The organism is uncultured Roseobacter sp., from assembly GCF_947501835.1.
Taxonomy (GTDB): domain Bacteria; phylum Pseudomonadota; class Alphaproteobacteria; order Rhodobacterales; family Rhodobacteraceae; genus Roseobacter.
Map to the genome: position 1 here is coordinate 299,111 of NZ_CANMXR010000003.1, position 23,447 is coordinate 322,557.

Below are 23,447 nucleotides of genomic sequence, written 5' to 3' on the forward strand. Positions count from 1 at the left end.
TGACGCGAAAGGTTCAGGGGTATCACATGAAAGACAGTCGTATTGCGCAAAGCGGCCTTGTCCTGTTGGGCTGCGGCAAGATGGGCTCTGCGATGCTTGCGGGGTGGCTTGCAAAGGGTTTGCCCGCCTCCTCGGTCTGGGTGGTTGACCCAAATCCTTCCGATTGGCTGACATCAACTGGCGTGCATCTCGGCGGTTCCCTTCCAGCGGCCCCGGCGGTTGTTCTGGTGGCGGTGAAACCTCAGATGATGGCTGATGCGTTGCCAACACTCAAAGCCATGGGCAATGGCACAACCGTCTTTGTCAGCGTTGCGGCCGGGATCACGATCGCCACTTTCGAAAGCATCCTGGGCGCGCAAACGCCGATTGTGCGTGCCATGCCCAATACGCCAGCTGCGATCTCGCGCGGCATCACCGCAATTGTCGGCAATTCGGTTGTGGAGGCTGCGGCCCTTGATGAGGCGGAGGCCCTTCTGAGTGCGGTCGGTGAGGTTGTCCGCCTGGAGACAGAAAGCCAGATCGATGCGGTCACCGGGGTCAGTGGATCAGGACCGGCCTATGTCTTTCACATGATCGAAACACTGGCCGCCGCTGGCGCAGCACAGGGGCTGCCTGCCGATCTGTCGATGCAATTGGCCAAGGCAACGGTGGCCGGTGCCGGCGCCCTTGCACAATCTGCGCAGGAGGACCCAACGCAATTGCGCATCAATGTCACCTCGCCCAATGGCACGACGCAGGCAGCGCTTGAGGTTCTGATGGATGAAGAGACCGGCTTTCCTGCGCTCTTGGCGCGCGCGGTCAAAGCGGCCACCGACAGATCACGGGAGTTGGCAAATGGATAACATCAGCTTTGACGAATTTTTGAAGGTCGACGTGCGGTGCGGCACGGTGCTGCGCGCCGAACCCTTTCCCGAGGCGCGTAAACCCGCCATCAAGATGTGGATCGATTTCGGAGATGAGATCGGCGAGCGCAAGTCTTCTGCACAGGTCACCGCGCATTACACGCCCGAGGCGCTTGTTGGAAAACAGGTCCTGGCGGTGGTGAATTTCCCGCCACGGCAAATCGGCCCCTTCATGTCAGAAGTGCTGGTGCTTGGCCTGCCGGATGACACCGGCGAAATCGTATTGATCACACCGGATATTGAAGTGCCCGGAGGAGGGCGAATGCATTGACCAAGGTTTTTATGACCCGGCCTTTGCCGGACAGCGTACAAGCGGCTGCGGCGGCGCTCTTTGATCTGACCGTGCGGCCCATGACGACGCCCTTAACCGTCGAAGAAATGCGCGCGGCGCTGAGCGACTATGACGGTGTTGTGCCGACGCTGGGCGATATGTTCACGGCAGAGATTTTTGCAGCGGAACCTGCGTGGCGATGCCAGATCCTCGCGAATTTCGGGGTGGGGTATAACCACATTGATGTGGATGCTGCTGCGGCCTCAGGGCTGACCGTCACCAACACGCCGGGTGCGGTCACGGATGCAACCGCCGATACCGCGATGACCCTGATGCTGATGAGCGCGCGCCGTGCTGGCGAAGGTGAGCGTATGGTGCGCGCGGGCCATTGGGATGGATGGCACCCGACCCAACTGCTGGGCATGCACCTGGGTGGCAAGACAGTCGGTATCGTCGGCATGGGGCGTATTGGACAGGCCATCGCGCGACGCTGCCATTTTGGATTTGGCATGAATGTGGCCTACCACAGCCGGTCCGCGAAAACGCTCGATTTCCCGGCAGAGCAAAAGGACAGCCTGCTGGATCTGGCCGCGGCCGTTGATGTGCTGGTGATCGCGGTGCCGGGCGGGGACGAGACCCATCACCTGATCAATGCGGATGTTCTGGCCGCCATGCAAGGCCATGCGCATCTGATCAATATTGCGCGCGGTAATGTGGTCGAGGAGACCGCCCTGATCAGCGCGCTTGCGTCAGGTCAGATTGGCGGGGCCGGTCTGGATGTCTATGAATTCGAACCTGCCGTACCGGATGCGCTGAAGGCGATGGAAAACGTCGTATTGCTGCCGCACATCGGCACCGCCGCGCTGGAAGTACGCGAAGACATGGGGATGATGACCGTCAATAACCTCAAGGCCTTCTTTGCAGGGGAAGCGCCGCCCAACAAGGTCTGATTTTTCAGCTGTCGCCAACCGCTTCGCGCCAGTGGCGGCGGCAGAGGGAAACATAGGTTTCATTGCCGCCGATCTGCACCTGTGCGCCATCGCGCAGGGCTTTGCCACTGGCGTCCATCCGCACCACCATCGTCGCCTTTTTCCCGCAATGGCAGATGGTGCGGACCTCGCGCATTTCGTCGGCCAATGCCAGAAGCGTGGCGGATCCTGGGAACAGCTTGCCCCGAAAATCGACGCGCAGCCCAAAGCACATGATGGGCACGCCCAGATCATCCACCGCGCGGGCCAGTTGCCAGACCTGCTCCTCCGTCAGAAATTGCGCCTCATCGATGAAGACGCAGGCGATGGGTCCTTCTTTTTGGCGCTGGGCAATACGTGCAAAAAGGTCGTCTGCGGTGGCGAAGGTATCGGCCTCTTCGCGGATCCCGATGCGCGAGGCGATACAGGCCTCGCCTGCGCGCTTGTCAAACCGGGCGGTCAACAGATAGGGCACCATGCCCCGCTCGCGGTAGTTATGCGCGGCTTGCAACAGCACCGTGGATTTCCCGGCATTCATGGTGGAGTAGTGAAAATAGAGCTTGGCCATAATCGCTTGATAGGCGTGGTCAAAAGCGGCTGCAAGCATCTGAGGATATCAAACAGGAGCCAGTGCGCGGCTGTCGGCCTTTCAGCCGACCCGCCGCTCCCAAACCGGCGGAGCGCAACAAAGCTCCGACCCAAAACCGGTGTAGGGAACACCGGCAACTCGCTAATCCCCCGAACAATGGGAGCACTTTTATAAATGACATTTCCCTGACATCCGATTAATGGAAAACCCTAGACGGTTTTCCCCCTAGCGGTGGATATGTAAAATTTGAGCTGGATGAGGACGATATGACGGCGATCGGCAGATACCTGAAGAAGCACACGGAGTCGCTGGTCAAGGACGTTGGCATTGAACAAGCCTGCCAGATTACCGGAAAATCAAAGGCAACACTTGGCCGCTATTACTCCGACCATGATGAGCATTCTGACCGCTATATGCCCATTGAAACCGTTGCCTTGCTGGAACAGGCGGCCAAATACCCGCATGTGACAGGTGCGCTGGCGGAACTTGCGGGGACGTCCCTGCAATATGACGAGCGCCGCCCCAATGCGGAGCGTCCCGGGGGTGTGAACGCCGATGTCATCGCGCTGAGCCAGCGGTTTGCAATGCTGATGGGGGAATATCAGCAATCCATGGAAGACGGTAAAATCACGGTCAACGAAGCTAAACGCCTGCTACGCGAAACTGGCCTGTTGCAGCAGGTGCTGATCGATATGAAGCTGCATCTGGAAAACGATCACGGCGCAGCCTGACCCCTGTGGTGGGCTGGTCGCCCGTCAGCCGTGCCGTTCAACAAGGACGGAGCCGACCGAGTACCCGGCGCCGAATGAGCATATCAGCCCCTTATCACCGTCCGTCATGTCATCCGAATACTTTGAGAAGGCGATTATCGACCCGGCGGAGGAGGTGTTTGCATAGTCCTGCAAAATGTTGGGTTGCTCTTGTGGTTCAGGCGTCCGCCCCAGAACCTTGCGCCCGATGAAGTCGTTCATCGTCTTGTTCGCCTGATGCAGCCAAAGGCGCTTGAGGTCGTCCGCTTTTACGCCTTCGTCGCTCATATGCGCTGCGATATGATCGGACACCATCGGCAACACCTCTTTGAAGACCTTGCGCCCGTTCTGCATGAATTGCATGTCCCGCCGGTCTGCCATCCCATCCGGGCGTGAGCGGCGCAGGTAGCCGTTGTTGTTGCGGATGTTGTTTGAAAACTCGGTGGCACAGCGGGTCGATTTGATCTCGAAAAAAGCACCCGACGCATCTTCGCTGCGTTCGATCAGGGTGGCCGTTGCGACGTCGCCAAAGATGAAATGGCAATCGCGGTCGCGCCATTCCAGATGCGCGGAACAAATCTCCGGGTTGATCACAAGTGCACTTTTGACGCTGCCGGATCTGACCATATCCGCCGCCGCCTGAATGCCGAAGGTTGCCGACGAGCAGGCCACATTCATATCAAAGGCAAAGCCCTCAACACCCAGCAGTTGCTGTATCTCGATTGCGACGGCCGGGTAGGCGCGTTCTATATTGGAGGCGGCACAGATGACTAGCCCGACGTCCTGTGCTGTTTTACCGGCCATCTGCAACGCTTGGTGCGCGGCGTCCAGACCCATTTCCGCCATCAGTGAAGGCTCCTCATCCGTGCGCTGCCGCAACAGCGGATGCATCACGGTTGGATCGAGTACGCCTTTTTTATCAATCACACAGCGTTGGTTGATGCCCGACGCTTTGACGATGAACTCCTCTGAGGAATACTCCTTTGCCGACACGGATCCTGCGGCGATCTCTGCCGCGTTCTCCGCATTGAACAGGTCCACATAGGCGTTGAATGCGGTCACCAGTTCTGCGTTGGTGATCACGTTCTCCGGTGTGAAGACACCGGTGCCGGTTATCGCGGGTGTATACATCTTTGAGCCTCCAACAGGATGGACCGTTTTGCACGCAAACCAAAGAGCGCGTCAAGCTGTGCCGGTCAGGGTGACGCAGCGTCGGCAGGTGTTTCGACGCAGCTGTGCCGCTAGCGGATGGGCACCGAGAACAGCGTATAGCCGTCGCGTCGACCGACCTCTCGGGCGCCGGTGTCGGTGACAAAAACACCGATGTTTTCCGCATCGCTCGGACAGGCCACAAGATCGGCGGCGTCATCCAGAAACTGGTTGGTGAAATCATCCTCTCCCACGCGACGGCAGATATCGCCCTCAAAACGGTAGCCGTTGCCAAAAAGCGGTAATCCCGTGGTCGCAGGGTCAGGCACTGGAACACAAGCGCTCAAAAGGGCGAGGCTGGCGGCAATGATCAAGCGCATGGAGTTTCCTTTGCAATTCCAATCCGAGCATCGCATGGCGCCCCTGCAGAGGCCAATAATCCACGCCCATACGGCTGCGTTTTGCTGAAATTGTCAAATCAGAGGCCGCGTTCTGAGGGCCTCCAGCTCCAGATCTGCGACCTCTGCAAGCGCACCCAGATCGTGTATTTTCAACGTGCCATCGGACCAAACCGCCAACTGTCGCTCTCTCAACCGCGCGAGCGTCTTGTTGGTGTGTACCAGGGAGAGCCCGAGCGCATCTGCGATATCCTGTTGTTTGAAAGGAAAGGGCATCGTGCCGTTTTGCACCATGCCAAGCGCGTCGCCACGCTGGAACATCCGCACAAGCGCCCATGCAACCGACGTCAATGCGTCGCGCTGGCCAACAGTGGTCAGGGTCTCCCCCAGAAAATGCTCTTCGGTCGCGGCGAGCCAGGTAATGTCGAACGCGCGCGAGGTTGAGCTGCGGAAGAAGTCAAAAAAATCACCTCGGTCAAAGACACAAAGCGTCATATGCGTTGTCGCCTCGACAGAATGGCCCATTTCGCCCAGCATCCCAGCCTGCAGGCCGATGAAATCCCCCGGAAAGATAAAATTAACCACCTGGCGGTTCCCGTCGGGCAACGTTTTGTACCGCAAACCCATGCCGCGCAGGGCGGTATAGAGCTGCGGCGCATTCGACCCTTCCATCAAGATCGGCGTGCCCGGATCGACGGCCAGTTCACCCGATTTGAAGCGTTTGGTCTTGTCGAGTTCATCCTGAGTCATCTCGTCAAAAAATGATTGCCTGCGAAGCGGACATGCCGTGCAGTCAGTCGTCATAAATCTCTCCTTGCTATGTCATAGATTAATGCAAGAAGGCGAAAAGGGTTCCATGCTGCGCTTGGAAACCGGAGATTGCGCATTGGACAAAACACTTTTCGTTGGCATCATTGGGGGCGATCCGCTGGTGTCTCAGGACATCGCGGATACCTTCGCCTATTGGCAGGCCGGATCGGTCTGCAGGATTTTCGAAACGGTTGGGGATGCCCGTGACGTGTCACGCGGGGACTTTGATCCTGCGTTGCTGTTTGTTGCGGCGGCGCGCGGCGGTGCCCTCGACGTATCTGGGCAAGAGCTCGCATGGTTGGATGAACGCGCGGTTATAACGCTCGATCTGCGCGATCGGTCTCAGTTTCCGCATTGGCAACACCTGTCGCGCCCGTTCACCCAGGCGCAGGTGATTGACGCTGTGCGCCGCTTGATGGAGGCAAATGGCCCGCAGCGGGCCGAGGTGGAATAGGGGCCAGGTCGGGCCTTGGCCTCTATTTACCCCTGCAGCGCCTTAACCCCCACATCCCCATCTGCTTGAGCGCGGATCGCCAATGCTGCTGCATGGCTGCCTGCAGCTGTCGTAAAATAGGGGATCTTGTCGTAGAGCGCAATGGAGCGGATGGATTTGCTGTCTTCGACCGCCTGCGCGCCTTCTGTCGTGTTCATGACCAGATGGATGGCGTCGTCTTTCATCATGTCGGTCACGTCGGGGCGACCTTCGTAAACCTTGTTGACCACACCGCAGGCCAGATCGTGATCGGCGAGCCATTTGGCGGTGCCGCGGGTGGCAACCAGTGTGAAACCCTGATCGAGCAGGATGCGCGCCGCTGACAGCATGTCGTCGGTTTTGTCCATGTCCTTGATCGACAGGAAGGCGCAGCCCTTGGAGGGCAGAATCGTACCCGCCCCCATCTGCGCCTTCAGGAACGCGCGGGGGAAGTCGCGGTCCCATCCCATGACCTCGCCGGTGGAGCGCATTTCCGGACCCAAAAGCGTATCGACGCCGGGGAATCGGGCAAAGGGCAGCACGGCCTCTTTCACGGAGAACCAGGGCATGTTCGGGTCCGCGAGCGTCATCGGGTCGCCTAAGGGCAGCGTGGCGTCATAGGCCGCGTCTGCATCATAAGGCGCGCGCTGCGGGAAATTGCTCAGGGGTTCACCGGCCATGATGCGCGCGGCGATAGACGCGATGGCGCTGTCGGTTGCCTTGGCGACAAAGGGCACGGTGCGCGAGGCGCGGGGGTTGACCTCGATGAGATAGATCTCGCCGTCTTTGATCGCGAACTGGATGTTCATCAGGCCCACGACATTGAGCGCCTTCGCCAGCGCGTGGGTCTGTTTTTCGACCTCGGCGATGATGTCACGCGGCAGGGAGTAAGGCGGCAGCGAGCAGGCAGAATCGCCTGAGTGCACACCCGCTTCCTCGATGTGCTGCATGATGCCTGCGACGTGCACGTCTGTGCCATCGCAGAGCGCGTCCACGTCCAATTCCACCGCGCCCGCGAGATAGCTGTCGAGCAGCACGGGGCTGTCACCCGAAACAACCACAGCGGAGGTGATATAGCGTTCGAGCGAAGATTGATCGCGCACGATTTCCATCGCGCGGCCGCCTAACACGTAGGAGGGGCGGATCACCAGGGGAAACCCGATATCTGCAGCGATTTCAAGCGCTTCAGCATCCGAATGCGCGATGCCGTTATGTGGTTGTTTGAGCCCGAGGGATTGCACCAGCTGCTGGAACCGCTCGCGGTCTTCGGCCAGATCAATGGCATCGGGCGTGGTCCCGAGGATCGGGATGCCCTCGGCATGCAGGGCCTGCGCAATCTTCAGTGGGGTCTGACCGCCAAACTGCACGATCACGCCGTGCAAATTGCCGTTGTCCTGCTCCACACGCAGGATCTCCATCACGTGTTCAAAGGTCAGCGGTTCGAAGTAAAGCCGGTCGGAGGTGTCATAGTCGGTTGAAACCGTCTCCGGGTTGCAGTTGACCATGATCGTCTCATAGCCCGCATCGGTCAGCGCGTAGCAGGCGTGGCAGCAGCAGTAATCAAACTCGATCCCCTGCCCGATGCGGTTGGGTCCACCGCCTAGAATGACCACTTTTTTGCGGGCAGAGGGGCGCGCCTCGCATTCGACCTCGCCGAAAACCGGGCTCTCATAGGTCGAGTACATATAGGGCGTCTGCGCTTCGAATTCAGCCGCGCAGGTGTCGATACGCTTGAAGACGGCGGTGACCCCGAGGTTCAGGCGTGCCTTGCGCACATTCGTCTCATCCCGTCCGGTCAGATGGGCCAATCGCGCGTCGGTGAACCCAAGCATCTTGAGCATGCGCAGGTTTTTTTCGGTGACCGGCAGGCCGTTTTTCCGCAACTCACGTTCGGCGTCGATGATTTCGCGGATGCGGGCCAGGAACCATGGGTCAAACATGGTCACGCCGTGGATATCTTCATCGGACATGCCGTGGCGCATGGCCTGCGCGATGGTGCGCAAGCGGTCAGGTGTTTGCTGGCTGATCGCTTTGACAATGGCGGCACGGTCGGCCCCGTCTGTGTCCCAATGGCCAACCCCAACGCCGGGGATGTCGATCTCATCAAATCCGGTCAGCCCGGATTCCATCGAGGCCAGCGCTTTCTGCATGCTTTCATGGATTGTGCGACCGATGGACATGGCCTCGCCCACCGACTTCATCGCGGTGGTGAGGTCCGGCGTGCTGCCGGGGAATTTCTCAAAGGCAAATTTCGGGATCTTGGTGACCACATAGTCGATGGTCGGCTCAAAAGAGGCGGGCGTGACCTTGGTGATGTCATTGTCCAGCTCGTCCAGCGTAAAGCCCACGGCGAGTTTCGCCGCGATCTTGGCGATGGGAAACCCCGTTGCCTTGGAGGCCAGCGCCGAGGAGCGCGACACCCGCGGGTTCATCTCGATCACCACCATGCGGCCATCGTCGGGGTTCACCGCCCACTGCACGTTGGAACCGCCCGTCTCCACCCCGATCTCGCGCAGCACCGCGATGGAGTGGTTGCGCATGATCTGGTATTCCTTGTCGGTCAGCGTCAGCGCGGGGGCCACGGTGATGGAATCGCCCGTGTGCACACCCATCGGGTCGACGTTTTCGATGGAGCAGACGATGATGGCGTTGTCGGCAGTGTCGCGGACCACCTCCATCTCGAACTCTTTCCAACCCAGAAGCGACTCGTCGACGAGGATCTGACCCACGGGAGAGGCATCCATACCGGACCGGCAGATCGCCTCGTAATCATCGCGGTTGTAGGCCACACCGCCGCCGGTGCCGCCCATGGTGAAGGCGGGGCGGATGATGGCTGGCAGGCCCACCTCTTCCAGCGTCTCCAGCGCCAGCCGAACACCTTCGGCGAGGTCTTTCTTGCCGTTTGCATCCTTGGGGGCGGTGACAATCGCCGCCTTGGGGTTTTCGATGCCCAGCCGGTCCATCGCCTCGCGGAACAATTTCCGGTCTTCGGCCATCTCGATGGCGTCGCGCTTGGCGCCGATCATCTCGACGTTGAATTTGTCCAGAACGCCCATCTCTTCGAGGCTCAGTGAGGTGTTGAGCCCGGTCTGACCGCCCATGGTCGGCAGCAGCGCATCAGGGCGTTCTTTTTCAATGATCTTGGCGACCATCTCGGGGGTGATGGGCTCGATATAGGTGGCGTCGGCAAGGCCGGGGTCGGTCATGATCGTGGCGGGGTTGGAGTTGACCAGGATGACCCGGTAACCTTCTTCCTTCAGCGCCTTGCAGGCTTGTGCACCGGAATAGTCGAACTCGCAGGCCTGACCAATGACAATAGGACCTGCACCAATAATCATGATCGATTTGATATCGGTTCTTTTTGGCATGGTCCGGCCCCTCATGTTCTGGACACCCCCGTGCGTCCAAATTGTCCTGCGTTATAGGCAAGAGCGGGCGGTGCGCAAGGGCTGAATGGCCCTGAGCGGCGTTATTGGACGACATTGGCAAGACAAACGAAAAGGCGACCCTCAACAGGTCGCCCAAACAGTCCCGACTTTGGCAGGTGTCAGGTTTTCTGGCGGCGGCGCATCACGCCAAAACCAGCCAGCGCCGTGCCAAACAGGAGTATCGACGCGGGCACGGGTACCGCCGCAAGTTCGGCAAGTTCCAGATTGTCCAGGACCACCGGCGCGTCGCCATCCTGATCCTCGGAGAAATCAAGTTGCACAAGTGCGCGTTGGGCCGTACCGCCGCCCCCAGCACCCCCGAAGCCACCGGAACCACCTCCGAAGGACGCCACAGACCCGATCCGCAGTTGATCAATCGGCTTGCCGACAAAGCTGCCCGGCGCAAAGCTGACCGGCCCGCCCAGCAAATTCAAGACTTCCGAAACGACCTCGGCACCGTCCAGAAAGCCGACAAACTTCACGTCTTCGTCAATGCCGTCTTCAGCAAAGATGTCGATGGATTGGAATTCGAAGGGTTTGCCAATGGAATTCACTTCGAAGAATGAAATGGTGCTGTCCGAGAAGGGGGCCAATTGCACATTTACATCGCCACCTGTTGCGCCAAACTCCGCATTTTCAGCGTTGAATTTGAACTGCGCGCTGGCCGTTTGTGCGCCCGCAACGCTGTCGCCTACCGTGAACGTGCCAAACCCGAGTGAGGACGCACCAACGGCTGCGGTCAGGCCGAGCGCGGCTGAGAACACCAAGGTAAAGAGGTTACGCATTATCTTCCCCAAACTCCTAACAGGACCGCTTGTCACAACCCGTGACGATTACCCTGCCTCATTTGGAGCTGATTGCAAGAATTATGGTCAATTTCCGGAAAATACGAAGAAAATTGGGTGTATGGCCGCAACAGATGGATGCCGCATTGCCCATTGTTCCCGATCCGGAAACTGGTCGGTTCCGGCTAGGCCAGTTTCAAAAAGGTGCGCAAAGCGGCTTCGAATTCGCGGGGTTTATCTGCGTGGAGCCAGTGACCGGCATCCGGCAATTTCGCAAAACGTGCCTGCGGAAAGAGCGATTTGATCTGCGGCCGGTGGGCGGGCAGGACGTAATCTGACGCGGCACCCGACAGGAACAGGGTGGACCCGTCAAACTGGCCTGACAGGTCCGGGAAGGACAGGATACCGTCCATTTCGGACGCAAGCACATCGAGGTTCAGACGCCACCGTTTTTGGGGCACATCAAGCGACTGCGTGAAGAAACTCTGCAGCGCGGGTTCAACCCCTTGCTCCGCCAGTTGCGCTTCGGCCTCCGAGCGGCGGGTGATGCTGGAAAGGTCCACGGCGCGCATGGCGGTAATGAACTGAATTTGGCTGTGGCTATAGGCCACGGGGGCGATATCGGCGACGATCAGGCGGTCCACCAACTGCGGGTTCTGCACCGCCAGCACCATGGACGCCTTGCCCCCCATGGAATGACCGACCACGTGGACCGGTGCGCCAAGATGCTCGATCAATTCTGCCAGATCACCGGCCATGTCGGCGTAGGTGTGGGTATCGGTCCAGGGGCTGTGACCATGGTTGCGCTGGTCTACCGTTACCACGCGCGCCACATCTGACAGACGTTTGGCGATGACCCCCCAATTGCGTCCTGACCCATAAAGGCCGTGAACGATCAGGACGGTGGGCGCATCCTGGGCACCGAATTCTGAATAGGTGAGCATGCGCAAGGGCTAGCGGATTTGAGGCGTTGGTGCCAGTGCTATTGCACCTTTTGCGCGCGGGTGATTAGGGTGCCGCAATGCAGGACCCGTTAGATATTGAGACCAGGGCGCAGAACCTGAGCGCGGCGTTGGAAAAGCGCCTCGGCGTGAAGGGACGCTCACTTGCCCACCGTGTGCGACGCGCCGGGCGGCGGTTGCCGCGTCGCATTCGCGAACACGCGCACCTGCTGGCCGAGGCCGACGCCGTGCGCGACAACATCAAGATATCCCGCCAGTATGATGCGGCCCAAATCGCCCGCGCCTACGAGCATGTATCCGACTATCTGGCAACAATTGACCGCGCGGATGCCCGCCGCGGACGCATCTTATCGATCCTGGCGGTGCTTGCCTTCAACTTTATCCTGCTCTTTGTGGCCTTCGTGGTCTTTCTGCGCATGCGCGGTATTGTCTGAGCGGATCATTTGATGCGTGTGATGTCCGTGCCGTAAAGGCAGCGCGGAAAGAACGGATAGGTATCCGTTGCAACATAGACGTACTGCCCGTCGATCATGCCTCCGTTGCAGTCATCCAGGTTCCCCGCCCCCGGGACATAGGTCCAGTCTTCGTTATACGTCCCATCATGCGCGCCGCCGGGCGCGGTTTCGCGGGCGCCAGGCAGCAGCATGTAGCTGGAGCGGCCCGCATCGCCGAGGTAGTGAATTTCAAACCCATCCGCAGCCCAGCCAATCAGCGTATCGTCGCTGGTGCCTGCAAGGGCCGGGGCCACGCCGTGGTAGTGATACAGACCATCTGGCCCGACGTGGGCATTCTGATCGTCCAGCCCCAAAAGATCGCGCGCGCCCATCCCGTCAAGGTTCCATCCGGAACTGCGATCACGTGAATGGCCCCGCGGGCTGCTGGCGTCGTAGTAATCTGCGGTGCCGGGTCGTATCAAAACACCATTCTCGGCGATACCGGTGACAGGCACAGGGTGCGCGCGCGTACCGCGTTCAGGGGTTGTGGTGATGCAAACGGAAATGCTTTGCGGTTTGATGCTGTTGGGGTTGCCGGAATTAGGGAATTGTCCGGTCGCGTGATCGGGCAAGCCATCTGATTGGATGCACCGTTCCGAGCCATTTATCTGGCTTTCAATCCGGGCAAAGCCGCTTGTTGCAATTACACCCAGCAGCACGACGACAGCTGTCAGCAGCAGCGGGGCAGGCCATGGGGAGCGCATAAGGGGACCTCCTATCTGTTGGACAGGAGTGATACGCGGCGGCGGCTGATTTCCGTCGCGGAAACGCAAGAAATTCTCAGCCGTCTTCGGCTGCCTGCATGTAATCTGCCTCGCTGACCTGCTCCATCCAGACCGCCGCAACACCATTCTGGGCTTCTTGCATCGCGAGATGGCTCATGCCGGTATCCGGTGCTGCACCGTGCCAGTGTTTTTCTCCAGGCGGGATCCAGACGACGTCGCCCGGGCGTATGGTCTGCACCGGCTGGCCCTCGGTTTGAGCACGCCCGACGCCGGTGGTGACGATCAGGGTCTGACCCAAGGGATGCGTGTGCCAAGCTGTGCGCGCACCGGGCTCAAAGGTGACCATAACAGCACGCAGGCGCGCGGGCTCCGGGGCGCTGATCACCGGGTCCATCCGCACGGCCCCGGTAAAATAGTCTGCGGGACCTGTTTCTGACGGTTTTGAACCTGCGCGTGTGACGTCCATCGAACCACCCATTTTGTCGGAAGCATTGCATGTCAAATGTGACCCGAAGCACGGCCCTCAAGCAAGCATAAACGGCCCCGGTCCGCAAACCGGAGCCGTTTTGATAGTGGGGCAGCTTGTAGTCGCCAATGCCACTTCTCTCAGAGGTTTGGATACATCGGAAAACGGGCGCAAAGCGCCGCAACTTCCTCTTTGACCTTGGCCTCAACGGCGGCATTGCCGTCTTCGCCATTCACCGCCAACCCATCGACCACTTCGATGATCCAATCGGCAATCTGGCGGAATTCCGGCTCGCCGAACCCACGTGTTGTGCCCGCCGGAGACCCCAAGCGGATGCCAGAGGTGACCATGGGTTTCTCCGGATCAAATGGCACACCATTCTTGTTACAGGTGATATGCGCGCGGCCCAGGGCCTTTTCTGTGGCGTTGCCCTTCACGCCTTTGGGGCGTAGGTCCACCAGCAGCACATGGGTGTCGGTGCCGTGGGTCACGGTATCGAGCCCGCCTTTGATCAATTGATCCGAAAGCGCCTGCGCATTGACGATCACCTGCTTGATATAGTCCTTGAACTCCGGGCGCAGCGCCTCGCCAAATGCGACGGCTTTGCCTGCAATGACATGCATCAGCGGGCCACCCTGAATGCCGGGGAAGATCGCCGAGTTGAATTTCTTGGCCAGCGCTTCGTCATTGGTCAGGATCATGCCGCCCCGTGGCCCGCGCAGGGTCTTATGCGTGGTGGTTGTGGCCACATGCGCGTGCGGGAACGGCGAGGGGTGTTCTCCCGCCGCCACCAGACCGGCGAAATGCGCCATGTCCACATGCAAATAGGCCTCCACCATATCGGCGATCTCGCGCATGCGGGCAAAATCGATCTGGCGTGGAATGGCCGAGCCGCCGGCGATGATCATCTTGGGCTGATGCTCCTTGGCCAGCGCTTCGACCTGATCATAGTCCAGCAGATTATCTTCCTTGCGCACGCCGTATTGCACCGCGTTGAACCACTTGCCGGACTGGTTGGGCTTGGCGCCGTGGGTCAGGTGACCGCCTGCGTCCAGCGACATGCCGAGGATTGTATCGCCTGGCTGCAACAGCGCCTGGAATACACCCTGGTTCGCCTGAGAGCCTGAGTTCGGCTGCACATTGGCAAAACCACATTCGAAAAGCTTGCACGCCCGCTCAATCGCCAGCTCTTCGGCCACGTCGACGTATTGGCAGCCACCGTAATAGCGGCGCCCGGGATAGCCTTCCGCGTATTTGTTCGTCATGATCGACCCCTGCGCCTCAAGCACGGCAGCGGATACGATGTTTTCGGATGCGATCAATTCGATCTCATCGCGCTGACGACCAAGCTCATCGGTGATCGAGGCAAAGATTTCCGGATCACTGTCAGCCAGCGATTTGGTGAAAAAGCCGGGGGCGCGGTGCGGGGCGTTCATGGGCAGTCTCCCTGTCAAAAGAGTAAAGATGTTGTTTCCTATCGGAAACTAAGCCGCTCGGAAAGAGTGTAAAGCGACCAGTGGATGATCCTGTGCGGCGTTCATAGAATGCTGGATGCCCCGGCGCAATCCAGCCTAAAGGTGGTATTGAGGGGCATGCTGGCCATGGCAGCCGATATATGCTTGTTTCGGATCACAAAGTCCCGGATCGGAAACATGCATGGCCCCTAAGATCGCTTTTACCGCCAGTCGTGCCGAGGTTGCACAAACCGCGCGGGCAGCTCTGATCACGCGCTATGGCAATGTGACGCTCGAAGAGGCCGATGTGATTGTCGCCCTCGGGGGGGACGGCTTCATGCTGCAAACCCTCCACGATGTGCAGCGCCTAGATACGCCGGTCTACGGCATGAACCGCGGCACCATCGGGTTTTTGATGAATACCTATTCGGAAACCGACCTGCCCGCGCGATTGCAAGCCGCAGAAGAGGCGGAGCTGAACCCGCTGAGCATGACCGCTGTATGTGCTGACGGTGCGATGACCGAGGCATTGGCCATCAACGAGGTCTCCCTGCTGCGCTCCGGACCGCAAGCCGCCAAGCTCAAGATCACGGTGGACGGGCGTCTGCGCATGGCAGAGCTGGTATGCGATGGGGCACTGGTCAGCACCCCGGCAGGCTCCACTGCCTATAATTACTCCGCACACGGGCCGATCATTCCCATTGGCTCCGAAGTGCTGGCGCTGACGGCGATGAGCGCCTTTCGCCCGCGGCGTTGGCGCGGCGCGCTCCTGCCCAAAAAGGCCGTGGTGCGCTTTGACGTATTGGAGCCCGAAAAGCGCCCTGTGATGGCCGAAGCCGATGCCAATTCAGTCATGGGCGTCACCAGTGTTGAAATCAGATCAGACCCCAGCGTGGTGCACCGCATCCTGTTCGATCCCGGTCATGGGTTGGAGGAACGTTTGATCAACGAGCAATTCACGTGATCCAAACGCCCGATATCGGTCCCGCGGCACCGCGCGGGCTCTGCACGGATTGCGGCGTTTCCCGCATGAAAAATGACAAGGCCTGCGGGCAGGCCTGTCAGTTTATCGCGCCCGACTACCCGGGATTGGAAGCACAGGTGCATGGGCGCGTCCGGCAAGACGGCGACGAGCAATTCTTTGGCCCGTTTCAGGCGATGTATCGCGCGCGGATGAAGACACCCAAACCGGGCGCGCAATGGACCGGCATCACCACGTCTTTGGGAGCAAAGCTGCTGGAAAAGGGTCAGGTGCAGGCGGTTCTGACCATGGTACCGGATGAAAAGGACAAATGGCGCCCCAGGCCTGCGCTGATCACCGACCCCGAAGACATGGCAAAGGCACGCGGCATGCGGATGGGCTACGCACCGCTGCTGGCCCTCTTGGAAAACGCGCAGGACCAGGGCTTCACCCGGCTGGCGGTGATCGGCATCCCCTGCCAGATTTACGCCCTGCGGGTGCTTGAAAAGGACCTGGGGCTAGACCGGCTCTATGTGATAGGCACGCCGTGTTCGGACAATACGACAACGGAAAACTTCCACCATTTCCTCAGCCTGCTGGACGAAAACCCAGGCACCATCACCTACCTTGAGTTCCGCGCGGATTACAAAGTCGAGTTGCGATTTGCCGATGGCAGCCAGCGTCTGATCCCGTTTTTGTCGCTGCCGATTTCCGACCTGCCGTCCGACTTTTTCCCGCTGACCTGTCGCACCTGCGTGGACTACACGAACGCGCTTGCGGACATCACTGTCGGCTACATGGGCGGGCAGGGGGAGCAATGGTTGCTGGTGCGCAACGCGCGGGGTGCCGAAATGCTGGAAAGCCTGTCACAGGAGATCAGTCTGTCCACGCCGGGCACCGCAGGAAAACGCAGCAGCGCGGTAAAGGGCTTTGTGGCAAATACCGAACGGGCTGCCGGTGGCCTGCCATTGCGGCGCATGCCGGATTGGTTGCGCCCGCTGGTCAGCTGGCTGCAGCCACGCCTAGGACCAAGGGGCTTGGAATTCGCCCGTGCCCGGGTTGAGATGAAAGCCGCCGAGACCGTGTTGCACCTGCGTCGTGAAGCCCCGGCCAAGATGAAAAACATGATCCCGGACCATGTCTGGAAAATCGCCGCACCCTACGATCTGACGCCGGAAGAAAACGAAACCCATGCTTCTTCTGGCGAAAAATATCCCGGGGGAGACTGAGCCAAAGGCTCAGGCGGGGGCTGGCCCCCTGCTGCGGCACTTGTTTAAAACTAGCCGCGAGGTGCCAGATATCCACGGACAATCTCAGCTGTGCGATCCCCGTCGAGAATGGGGGGCAATAAGGTCAAGGTTTCCCCGGATCCATCCAGCAGATGCACAAAGCTGCCATGCGCATAGATCCAGCCGTATTCTGGATCTTGAAACAGCGGCTCCACCTCAACCGAAAAGGCATCATAGGCCGCTTGCAGGGCTGTCTCTTCACCGGTCAGCCCGATGAAATCCGGATGGATCTCCGCCAGCGACGCACCCATTGTCTCCACCCGGTCCTGATCCGGGGCGACGGTGATCATCACCGGGGTCACCGTGATGCCGTCCTCGGACAGCGCATCCACCACCTCCGCCATCAGCGGCAAGGCGGCAGAGCAGATGTTCAGGCAATTGGCATAGCCAAAGAACAAAAGCTGCGCATGACCCTCAGGGTCGGCCTGCGTCCGTACCTGACCATGCTGATCCACCAGCGCATAGGGCCCGCCAATATCAAAGGGCAGCGGCGCTTCCGCCTGAGCGGTACTGGCCAACAAGACCAGGGCGGCAGCACGCCACATCAGAAGTTCTCTTCGGCATAGGTGGCGTCCGCCTCAAGTCCCAGACCCAGGTAACCTTCTGACGCAATGACATCCTTGACGCGCGGATCCCGGCGGAACCAGGGGCCCTTACCTTTCGCCTCGGGATATTTCTGCGCCCATTTCTTGGTCCAGGTGTTCGCCTTGATCCAATCGGCATTCCCCGCCTTGATCCGTTGCACCAGATAGATATTGCTGCCGCCGATCTCTTCGTCCTCGATCATCAGCCCATCGATTTCGATCACTTGATTGCAGAAGGGTACCAACTCCTCCGCAGCACCGGTAAAAGCGGGTTGGCTGTTCTTCATCGGCAGCACCATCACGTCATCTGCACTGCGGATCAGCCCGAGCTGCCGGGTGCCTGCACCGCATTCTGCCGGGCAATCGCCGGTCAACTCACACAGCACATCGACAACCCTGGCCTCAAACCGTGCGGGAACTTCGGCGTAGAGGTTCCAGCTTTTCGCCTCGGAACCTGCAGAAAAATCCTGCGCCGCCAGCGGGCTGGCGATCAGAGCCAGTACAAAAGCAAATCTGTGCATCATTTCGGCTCCGGGAATGAGAAGGGCGGCACGGTGCCATAGTCTTCATGAGTCTGGTTCACGATATCCATGTCGCTGACCACCTCGTTGACCACGAGATACTTCAGCCCATCCCGCTCATAGAGCATCCCGTCTGCGGTGACCGTATGGGCCGCGAGGCTGAGCTGTGTGTCGCCACTGGCTGAATTCGCATCCTGCGCGATCTTGAGCACGGTATAGACGGTGCCATCTTCCGCCAGCAGACCCACCGGGATACCGCCCGCCGAACACCAGAGCGCACAGGTATGGTGCGCGGACCCGACAACGGCATCCGGCCCGCCCATGACGCCGGAGTAATAGCACCACGTGTCGATGATCTCTCCGGTGACCTGAATGCGGGTGCCTTCGCTGGCTGCCCATCCGGGCACCGCAAGGCAGGAAAGCAGCAGGGGTAAAATCTTTCTCATATCGGCAGTTCTCCATAACGGTGAAAAAAGCCTAAGCGGGGTGCTGCTTTCGATCAATGCGCGATTATTCGCGCGCCGATCACTTTTTCAGGAACCTTTCGTGCAGCGGCGACGTTCTGGTGCCAAGAGCATGTGATGCACATGTGCTTGGTTCAACGAGATCAACTGAAACAGGAGAGACCAATGAACTGGGATATTATCAAGGGCAACTGGAAACAGATGACCGGCACCATTCAATCGAAATGGGGCGAACTGACAAACGATGAAATCGATCAGCTGGAGGGTGATCGCGAGCGCCTTGCCGGGCTCATTCAGGAGCGCTATGGCGTGGCCAAGGATGAAGCCGAGCGCCAGATCGACGCCTTCATCGCAGAGCATAAATCAGCCGCGTAATTACCTCGTCGCGACTGATTTTTTAAAGGGCGGCCCCCGGTTCTGGGGGTCGCCTTTTTCGTTTGCACTTACACGGACCGGGTGATGCCGCCGTCCACGCGAATGTTCTGCCCGGTGATATAGGCCCCACCCTCGGAGGCGAGGAAAGCCACAACCGACGCAATCTCATTCAGCGACTTTCCGTAGCGACCCATCGGGATCATCGCGCGGAACTCTTCTTTCTCCGGCAGGCTGTCGATGAAGCCCGGCAGCACATTGTTCATGCGGATGTTTTCGGCCGCGTATTTGTCGGCGAAAAGCTTGCTGAAAGCAGCCAGACCCGCGCGCATCACACCGGAGGTCGGAAACACCGGGTTGGGTTCAAAGGCGGCGAAGGTTGAGATGTTGATGATCGCGCCGCCGCCCTGCGCCTGCATGATCGGAGTGACCAGCCGTGTGGGACGCACCGCATTCAGAAAGTACACGTCCATGCCCGTGTGCCAATCTTCGTCCGTCAGATCCAGAACCGGTGCACGGGGGCCGTGGCCCGCGGAATTCACCAGAACATCGATGCGGCCCCAGTGGTTCATTGCAGCATCAACGAGTTTTTGCAGGTCCGCTTCGGATTGGTTGGTGCCGGTGATGCCGACGCCGCCCAGCTCCTTTGCCAGCGCCTCGCCCTTGCCCGAAGAGGACAGGATGCCGAGTTTGAACCCATCTGCCGCCAGCGCCCGCGCGCTGTCTGCGCCCATGCCGCTGCCGCCCGCTGTGACCAGCGCTACTTTGATATCTGCCATTGTCACGTCCTTTTTGAAAACCGCCTGAGCGGTGAGGTTTTAGATGTCTTCGCCGCCAAGAACGGCCTGCTGCACGGTCGCGATGTCCTCCGCGCTCAACCCGTAGTCCCGGGCAGCCACCTCCGCCGAGATGTAGCCGCGGGCAAGATCGCGCTTGACCAGCGCTATGTCCCGGTCCTTTGCCGCGCCGTAGCCCGCGCCGCCGGGGAAGGCCAAAACAACCTTGCGATCATGTGCGACGAATTGTTTGCCTTTGCCGCGCATGGGTTTGCCATCGTCTTGCGCAATCGTCGTGGATGCCCCCGGAGCGCCGCCGCGACGTCCGCGGGCAGGGTGATCGACACGGTCGAACATGGCGGAGAAATCAAACTCATGGCCTGCGCGGGCACCCACTTCCATGTACTGGCCCAGACCGCCACGCTGGTGCCCGGCGCCTCCTGAATCGGGGCGCAATTCCTTGCGCCAGATGATCACCGGACCGGCATGTTCGGTGGCCTCAATCGGCATGGTCATCACGCCGGAGGGGAAGGCCGTAGCATTCAGCCCATCGTGTTGCGGCCGGGCGCCGGAGCCACCGGAATTGAAGGTCAACACTTCGGAGCGTACCGCATCCGCGGGGGCAGGCGCGTCCGTGCGGGGGCGCAGCGAGACCTGGAAGTTGCAGAGGCAACCGGCCCCTTCGGCGGGCACCACGTTGGGCAGGATCTTGTCGAGGGCGGCATAGACCGTGTCGGGCACGAAGTGACCCACGATATGCCGTAGGGCAACCGGCGCAGGGTGCAGCGCGTGTACAATCGAGTTTTCAGGTGCCGCGATTTCAAAGGGCGCGAGGGAGGCCGCATTGTTGGGAATTTCCGGCGCGATGGCGCATTTCAGCGCGTAGCACGCGTAGGCCTTGGTATAGACCAGCGGACAGTTGATCCCTTTCTTGTCGAGCCCCGATGTGCCCGCGAAATCAGACAGAATGCGGTCTGCTTCGATGGTCAGCTGCACCTTGAGTGTGATGGGCGTGTCAAAGCCGTCCACGGTCATTTCGCCGCTGGCCTGCCCACAGGGCAGTGCAGCAATGCGCTCCAGCGTGGCGCGGCGGGAGTTTTCCAGAATGAATTCCGCAATCCCGTCCAGATCGTCGAGCGCGAATTCCTGCATCATGTCGATCAGACGACGGTGACCGATCTCGTTGCAGGTGGCCAGCGCATAGACGTCACCGATGAGTTGATCGGGCTCGCGCACATTCCCGCGGATGATCTGCACCAGCGTTTTGTCCACCTCGCCACCGGCGGCGAACTTCATGATCGGGATGTAAAGGCCTTCCTCATAGACACTGGCCGCATCCGCGCCAAACCCGCGCCCGCCGATGTCGACGATATGGGCCGTGCAGGCAAAAAAACCGACCAACAATCCGTTGTGAAAAGAGGGCGTGACCATCGTGATGTCATGCAGGTGGCCCGTGCCCTCCCAGGGATCATTGGTGATGTAGACGTCACCCTCCACGATATTCTGCCGGCCAATGCGCCGGATGAAATGCGCCACCGCATCGGCCATCGCGTTGACGTGACCCGGTGTGCCGGTCACCGCCTGCGCCAGCATTTGCCCGTGGGTGTCATAGACCCCTGCAGAGAGATCCCCGGCCTCGCGCACCGAGGTTGAAAATGCGGTGCGGACAAGCGCCTGCGCCTGTTCCTCGACAACCGAAATCAGGCGGTTCCACATGACCTGATAGGCTACGGTGGTATGTGTGTTGGTCATGGCCTTACCCTTTCACGGTGATGTCAATGCAGCCGTCAGGCTGGCACACAGCACGGCGATTGGGGGGTACGATGATGGTGGTCTCATCCTCGGTGATCGCCGCCGGACCTTGCGCCTCGCTGCCTTCCGCCATGGCCTTGCGCAAGATGATTGATGTGTCGAGATAGTCGCCCTGCACGGGGTCGAACATCCGCCGAATGCCTTTGGCAGGCGCGGCGCTGGCGCCCGTTCGGGTGGGCACAGGCGCTACCGTTTCGGGGGGTGTGGTTGCGTTCACCGACCAAACGGTGATTTCGATGTCGAGACCTGCCACCGTGCGACCAAATAGCTTGGCGTAGTCAGCCTCGAAAAGAGCCTGAAACCGCGCCGCATCAGGGGTCTGGGCTTGCTCCGCGCTCAGTACAATCGGAATTTCCCAGCCCTGACCGGTGTAGCGCATGTAAACCTTGAATTCGGACAGGATGTCGCTTTCTGCGTCGCAGGTGCGGACAAAGGCGGTGGCTTCTGTTTCGAGATCAGAGAGAAGGGCGCGGATTTTCGGCGCATCGAAATCCGACAGTTTCATGTAGACCGAGCGGTTGGCCTCGAAACTGAAGGGCGCGCGCAGAAAACCGATGGCAGAGCCGACACCCGCCCCCGGCGGCACCAGCAACCGATCAACGCCCAGTTTTTCGCACAAGCGCCCGGCGTGCAGCGGGGCGGCACCACCAAAGGCGATCATGGTGAAGTCGCTCAGATCCTCACCGTTTTCAACCGCGTGGACCCGCGCCGCGTTCGCCATGTTTTCATCTACCACTTCGGCCAGGCCAAAGGCGGCAGTTGTTGCATCCATTTCCAGCGTGTCGCCCAAGTGGGTTTCGAGCGCAGTGGCGGAGCTCTGGGCGTCCAATTTGATGGAACCGCCAGCAAAGTTGTCCGGATCGAGCTTGCCCAGCACCAGATCCGCATCCGTCACGGCAGGTTTTTCACCCCCGCGACCGTAGCAGGCAGGCCCCGGCTCGGAGCCTGCGCTTTCTGGCCCGACGCGGATTTGCCGCATGGCATCCACATGCGCCAGCGATCCGCCTCCAGCGCCGATTTCAACCATATCGATCACCGGGATCGAGATCGGCATGCCGGACCCCTTCTTGAAGCGATAGGTGCGCGCCACTTCAAACACGCGCGAGGTCTTGGGCGTCTGGTTCTTGATCAGGCAAATCTTGGCGGTCGTGCCGCCCATGTCGAAGCTGAGCACCTTGTTCAGCCCGTAGCGCGCCGCGATATGCGCGGCAAAAACGGCACCGCCCGCGGGGCCGGATTCCACCAGACGCACCGGAAACTCCGCGGCACTTTCCAGTGAAATGATACCGCCGCCTGAGTGCATCAGAAAGATGTTGCAGCGGGTGCCTTCGTCGTGCAGACGCCCTTTGAGCCGCCCAAGATAGGATTTCATCAAGGGTTTGATATAGGCGTTGGCCACCACGGTGTTGAAACGCTCGTACTCGCGCATTTGCGGGCTGACTTCTGACGAGAGCGAGATCATCACCCCGGGCAATTTCTCTGCCAACACGTCGCGCACCATCCGTTCGTGGCTGTCATTGAGATAGGAATGGATCAGCCCGACCGCGACGCTTTGATACCCTGCATCTGCGATGCTTTCTGCAAGCCGTTCCATCTCTGTCCGGTCCAGCGGGATCAGCACGTCGCCCCGCGCGTCGACCCGCTCCGTGACGGTGTAACGTCTTTGGCGGGGCAGCAATGGTTCAGGCAGTGTCAGGTTCAGATCATACTGCTCGAACCGGGATTCGGTCCGCATTTCAATGACATCGCGGAAACCCTGCGTGGTAATCAACGCGGTTTTGGCGCCCCGCCGCTCGATCAGCGCGTTGGTGGCCAGGGTCGTGCCGTGAATGATCTGGTCGATCTGGTCAGGCGTGATGCTGGCCTTAGCGCAGACCTGATGCATCCCATCGATGATGGCGTTTTCGGGCGCGGCATAGGTGGTCAGTACTTTGGTTGAAAAGGACGCGCCGCCCTTTTCCAGCACCACGTCGGTGAAAGTGCCGCCAATGTCTACGCCCAGCCTGATCGAAGAAGATTTCATATGCTGCCTGTTCCTGGTCCAGT

Annotated in this window: 25 protein-coding genes; 9 read left to right on the forward strand and 16 right to left on the reverse strand. The window is 59.9% G+C overall.

The annotated features are described in order from the left end of the window. Positions 1–26: 26 nt before the first annotated feature. From proC to Q1A20_RS08230, 3 genes are read left to right on the forward strand one after another with little or no spacing between them, the layout of a single operon-like run. Positions 27–842, forward strand: a complete 816-nt coding sequence (gene proC, locus Q1A20_RS08220; RefSeq protein WP_299402817.1) for a pyrroline-5-carboxylate reductase — start codon at positions 27–29, stop codon at positions 840–842. Then, a complete protein-coding gene (locus tag Q1A20_RS08225; protein WP_298973850.1) occupies positions 835–1,173 on the forward strand; it encodes a tRNA-binding protein in 339 nt (112 codons plus the stop codon). Before proC ends, Q1A20_RS08225 begins: the two co-directional genes overlap by 8 nt. Before the next feature lie 11 nt (positions 1,174–1,184). Beyond that, complete coding sequence (locus Q1A20_RS08230) at positions 1,185–2,123, forward strand: D-glycerate dehydrogenase (RefSeq protein WP_299402819.1); 939 nt, start codon at positions 1,185–1,187, stop codon at positions 2,121–2,123. A 4-nt stretch (positions 2,124–2,127) separates the two neighbouring features. Here Q1A20_RS08230 and Q1A20_RS08235 read toward each other — a convergent pair whose 3' ends face one another. Then, positions 2,128–2,709, reverse strand: coding sequence for a thymidine kinase (locus Q1A20_RS08235; RefSeq protein WP_299402821.1), 582 nt, complete (start codon positions 2,707–2,709; stop codon positions 2,128–2,130). Positions 2,710–2,996: 287 nt separating this feature from the next. Here Q1A20_RS08235 and Q1A20_RS08240 point away from each other — a divergent pair, with 287 nt between their 5' ends. Continuing rightward, positions 2,997–3,461 carry a hypothetical protein gene (locus tag Q1A20_RS08240; protein ID WP_298973848.1) on the forward strand — a complete coding sequence of 155 codons (465 nt, stop codon included), beginning with the start codon at positions 2,997–2,999 and terminating at the stop codon, positions 3,459–3,461. A 24-nt stretch (positions 3,462–3,485) separates the two neighbouring features. Here Q1A20_RS08240 and Q1A20_RS08245 read toward each other — a convergent pair whose 3' ends face one another. The 3 genes from Q1A20_RS08245 to Q1A20_RS08255 form a co-directional block, all read right to left on the reverse strand. Continuing rightward, positions 3,486–4,610, reverse strand: a complete 1,125-nt coding sequence (locus Q1A20_RS08245) for a beta-ketoacyl-ACP synthase III (protein ID WP_299402823.1) — start codon at positions 4,608–4,610, stop codon at positions 3,486–3,488. Between the two features lie 110 nt (positions 4,611–4,720). Then, positions 4,721–5,008, reverse strand: coding sequence for a hypothetical protein (locus Q1A20_RS08250; RefSeq protein WP_299402824.1), 288 nt, complete (start codon positions 5,006–5,008; stop codon positions 4,721–4,723). Positions 5,009–5,101: 93 nt separating this feature from the next. Continuing rightward, positions 5,102–5,830, reverse strand: coding sequence for a Crp/Fnr family transcriptional regulator (locus tag Q1A20_RS08255; RefSeq protein WP_298973845.1), 729 nt, complete (start codon positions 5,828–5,830; stop codon positions 5,102–5,104). An 82-nt stretch (positions 5,831–5,912) separates the two neighbouring features. On the opposite strand from Q1A20_RS08255, the gene Q1A20_RS08260 reads away from it, so the two are divergent. Next, positions 5,913–6,290, forward strand: coding sequence for a hypothetical protein (locus Q1A20_RS08260; RefSeq protein ID WP_299854354.1), 378 nt, complete (start codon positions 5,913–5,915; stop codon positions 6,288–6,290). A gap of 26 nt (positions 6,291–6,316) precedes the next feature. Here the strand turns inward: Q1A20_RS08260 and carB are convergent, their stop codons facing one another. The 3 genes from carB to Q1A20_RS08275 all read right to left on the reverse strand — a co-directional run bounded on the left by carB (position 6,317) and on the right by Q1A20_RS08275 (position 11,465). Beyond that, the gene (carB, locus tag Q1A20_RS08265; RefSeq protein WP_299916719.1) at positions 6,317–9,676 is read right to left on the reverse strand and encodes a carbamoyl-phosphate synthase large subunit; all 3,360 of its coding nucleotides are present in this window, start codon (positions 9,674–9,676) and stop codon (positions 6,317–6,319) included. A 179-nt stretch (positions 9,677–9,855) separates the two neighbouring features. Beyond that, on the reverse strand, positions 9,856–10,521 hold the full coding sequence (locus Q1A20_RS08270) for a VPLPA-CTERM sorting domain-containing protein (RefSeq protein ID WP_299916720.1): 666 nt from the start codon (positions 10,519–10,521) through the stop codon (positions 9,856–9,858). Between the two features lie 185 nt (positions 10,522–10,706). Then, positions 10,707–11,465, reverse strand: a complete 759-nt coding sequence (locus Q1A20_RS08275) for an alpha/beta fold hydrolase (protein WP_299916721.1) — start codon at positions 11,463–11,465, stop codon at positions 10,707–10,709. A 77-nt stretch (positions 11,466–11,542) separates the two neighbouring features. Between Q1A20_RS08275 and Q1A20_RS08280 the strand changes: the two genes are divergently transcribed. Then, positions 11,543–11,917: a hypothetical protein gene (locus tag Q1A20_RS08280; RefSeq protein ID WP_299916722.1), complete on the forward strand. Its 375-nt coding sequence runs from the start codon at positions 11,543–11,545 to the stop codon at positions 11,915–11,917. A 5-nt stretch (positions 11,918–11,922) separates the two neighbouring features. Here the strand turns inward: Q1A20_RS08280 and Q1A20_RS08285 are convergent, their stop codons facing one another. From Q1A20_RS08285 to glyA, 3 genes are all read right to left on the reverse strand, one after another. Continuing rightward, complete coding sequence (locus tag Q1A20_RS08285) at positions 11,923–12,681, reverse strand: YHYH protein (protein WP_299916723.1); 759 nt, start codon at positions 12,679–12,681, stop codon at positions 11,923–11,925. Between the two features lie 76 nt (positions 12,682–12,757). Beyond that, complete coding sequence (locus Q1A20_RS08290) at positions 12,758–13,168, reverse strand: cupin domain-containing protein (RefSeq protein ID WP_299402837.1); 411 nt, start codon at positions 13,166–13,168, stop codon at positions 12,758–12,760. A gap of 140 nt (positions 13,169–13,308) precedes the next feature. After that, positions 13,309–14,604, reverse strand: coding sequence for a serine hydroxymethyltransferase (gene glyA / locus Q1A20_RS08295; RefSeq protein ID WP_299916724.1), 1,296 nt, complete (start codon positions 14,602–14,604; stop codon positions 13,309–13,311). 220 nt (positions 14,605–14,824) lie between these two features. Between glyA and Q1A20_RS08300 the strand changes: the two genes are divergently transcribed. Both Q1A20_RS08300 and Q1A20_RS08305 read left to right on the forward strand, forming a co-directional pair. Continuing rightward, positions 14,825–15,586, forward strand: a complete 762-nt coding sequence (locus Q1A20_RS08300) for an NAD kinase (protein ID WP_299916725.1) — start codon at positions 14,825–14,827, stop codon at positions 15,584–15,586. A gap of 65 nt (positions 15,587–15,651) precedes the next feature. Continuing rightward, positions 15,652–16,812 (forward strand): Coenzyme F420 hydrogenase/dehydrogenase, beta subunit C-terminal domain, encoded by a 1,161-nt coding sequence (locus tag Q1A20_RS08305; RefSeq protein ID WP_299916726.1) that lies wholly within the window; start codon positions 15,652–15,654, stop codon positions 16,810–16,812. A gap of 50 nt (positions 16,813–16,862) precedes the next feature. Here Q1A20_RS08305 and Q1A20_RS08310 read toward each other — a convergent pair whose 3' ends face one another. Genes Q1A20_RS08310 through Q1A20_RS08320 form a run of 3 tightly spaced genes read right to left on the reverse strand, consistent with a single transcriptional unit; the run spans position 16,863 to position 18,423 of the window. After that, positions 16,863–17,417, reverse strand: a complete 555-nt coding sequence (locus Q1A20_RS08310) for an SCO family protein (RefSeq protein ID WP_299916727.1) — start codon at positions 17,415–17,417, stop codon at positions 16,863–16,865. Beyond that, complete coding sequence (locus tag Q1A20_RS08315; protein ID WP_299916728.1) at positions 17,417–17,980, reverse strand: hypothetical protein; 564 nt, start codon at positions 17,978–17,980, stop codon at positions 17,417–17,419. Before Q1A20_RS08315 ends, Q1A20_RS08310 begins: the two co-directional genes overlap by 1 nt. After that, positions 17,977–18,423, reverse strand: coding sequence for a hypothetical protein (locus Q1A20_RS08320; RefSeq protein WP_299402847.1), 447 nt, complete (start codon positions 18,421–18,423; stop codon positions 17,977–17,979). The genes Q1A20_RS08315 and Q1A20_RS08320 overlap by 4 nt, the downstream gene beginning before the upstream one ends. A 183-nt stretch (positions 18,424–18,606) precedes the next feature. Between Q1A20_RS08320 and Q1A20_RS08325 the strand changes: the two genes are divergently transcribed. Beyond that, a complete protein-coding gene (locus tag Q1A20_RS08325; RefSeq protein WP_298973829.1) occupies positions 18,607–18,816 on the forward strand; it encodes a CsbD family protein in 210 nt (69 codons plus the stop codon). Positions 18,817–18,884: 68 nt separating this feature from the next. Here Q1A20_RS08325 and Q1A20_RS08330 read toward each other — a convergent pair whose 3' ends face one another. From Q1A20_RS08330 to Q1A20_RS08340, 3 genes are read right to left on the reverse strand one after another with little or no spacing between them, the layout of a single operon-like run. Beyond that, complete coding sequence (locus Q1A20_RS08330; protein WP_299916729.1) at positions 18,885–19,592, reverse strand: SDR family oxidoreductase; 708 nt, start codon at positions 19,590–19,592, stop codon at positions 18,885–18,887. A 39-nt stretch (positions 19,593–19,631) separates the two neighbouring features. Next, a complete protein-coding gene (locus Q1A20_RS08335) occupies positions 19,632–21,341 on the reverse strand; it encodes a hydantoinase B/oxoprolinase family protein (RefSeq protein WP_299916730.1) in 1,710 nt (569 codons plus the stop codon). Positions 21,342–21,345: 4 nt separating this feature from the next. Further along, on the reverse strand, positions 21,346–23,424 hold the full coding sequence (locus tag Q1A20_RS08340; RefSeq protein ID WP_299402853.1) for a hydantoinase/oxoprolinase family protein: 2,079 nt from the start codon (positions 23,422–23,424) through the stop codon (positions 21,346–21,348). Positions 23,425–23,447 lie beyond the last annotated feature (23 nt).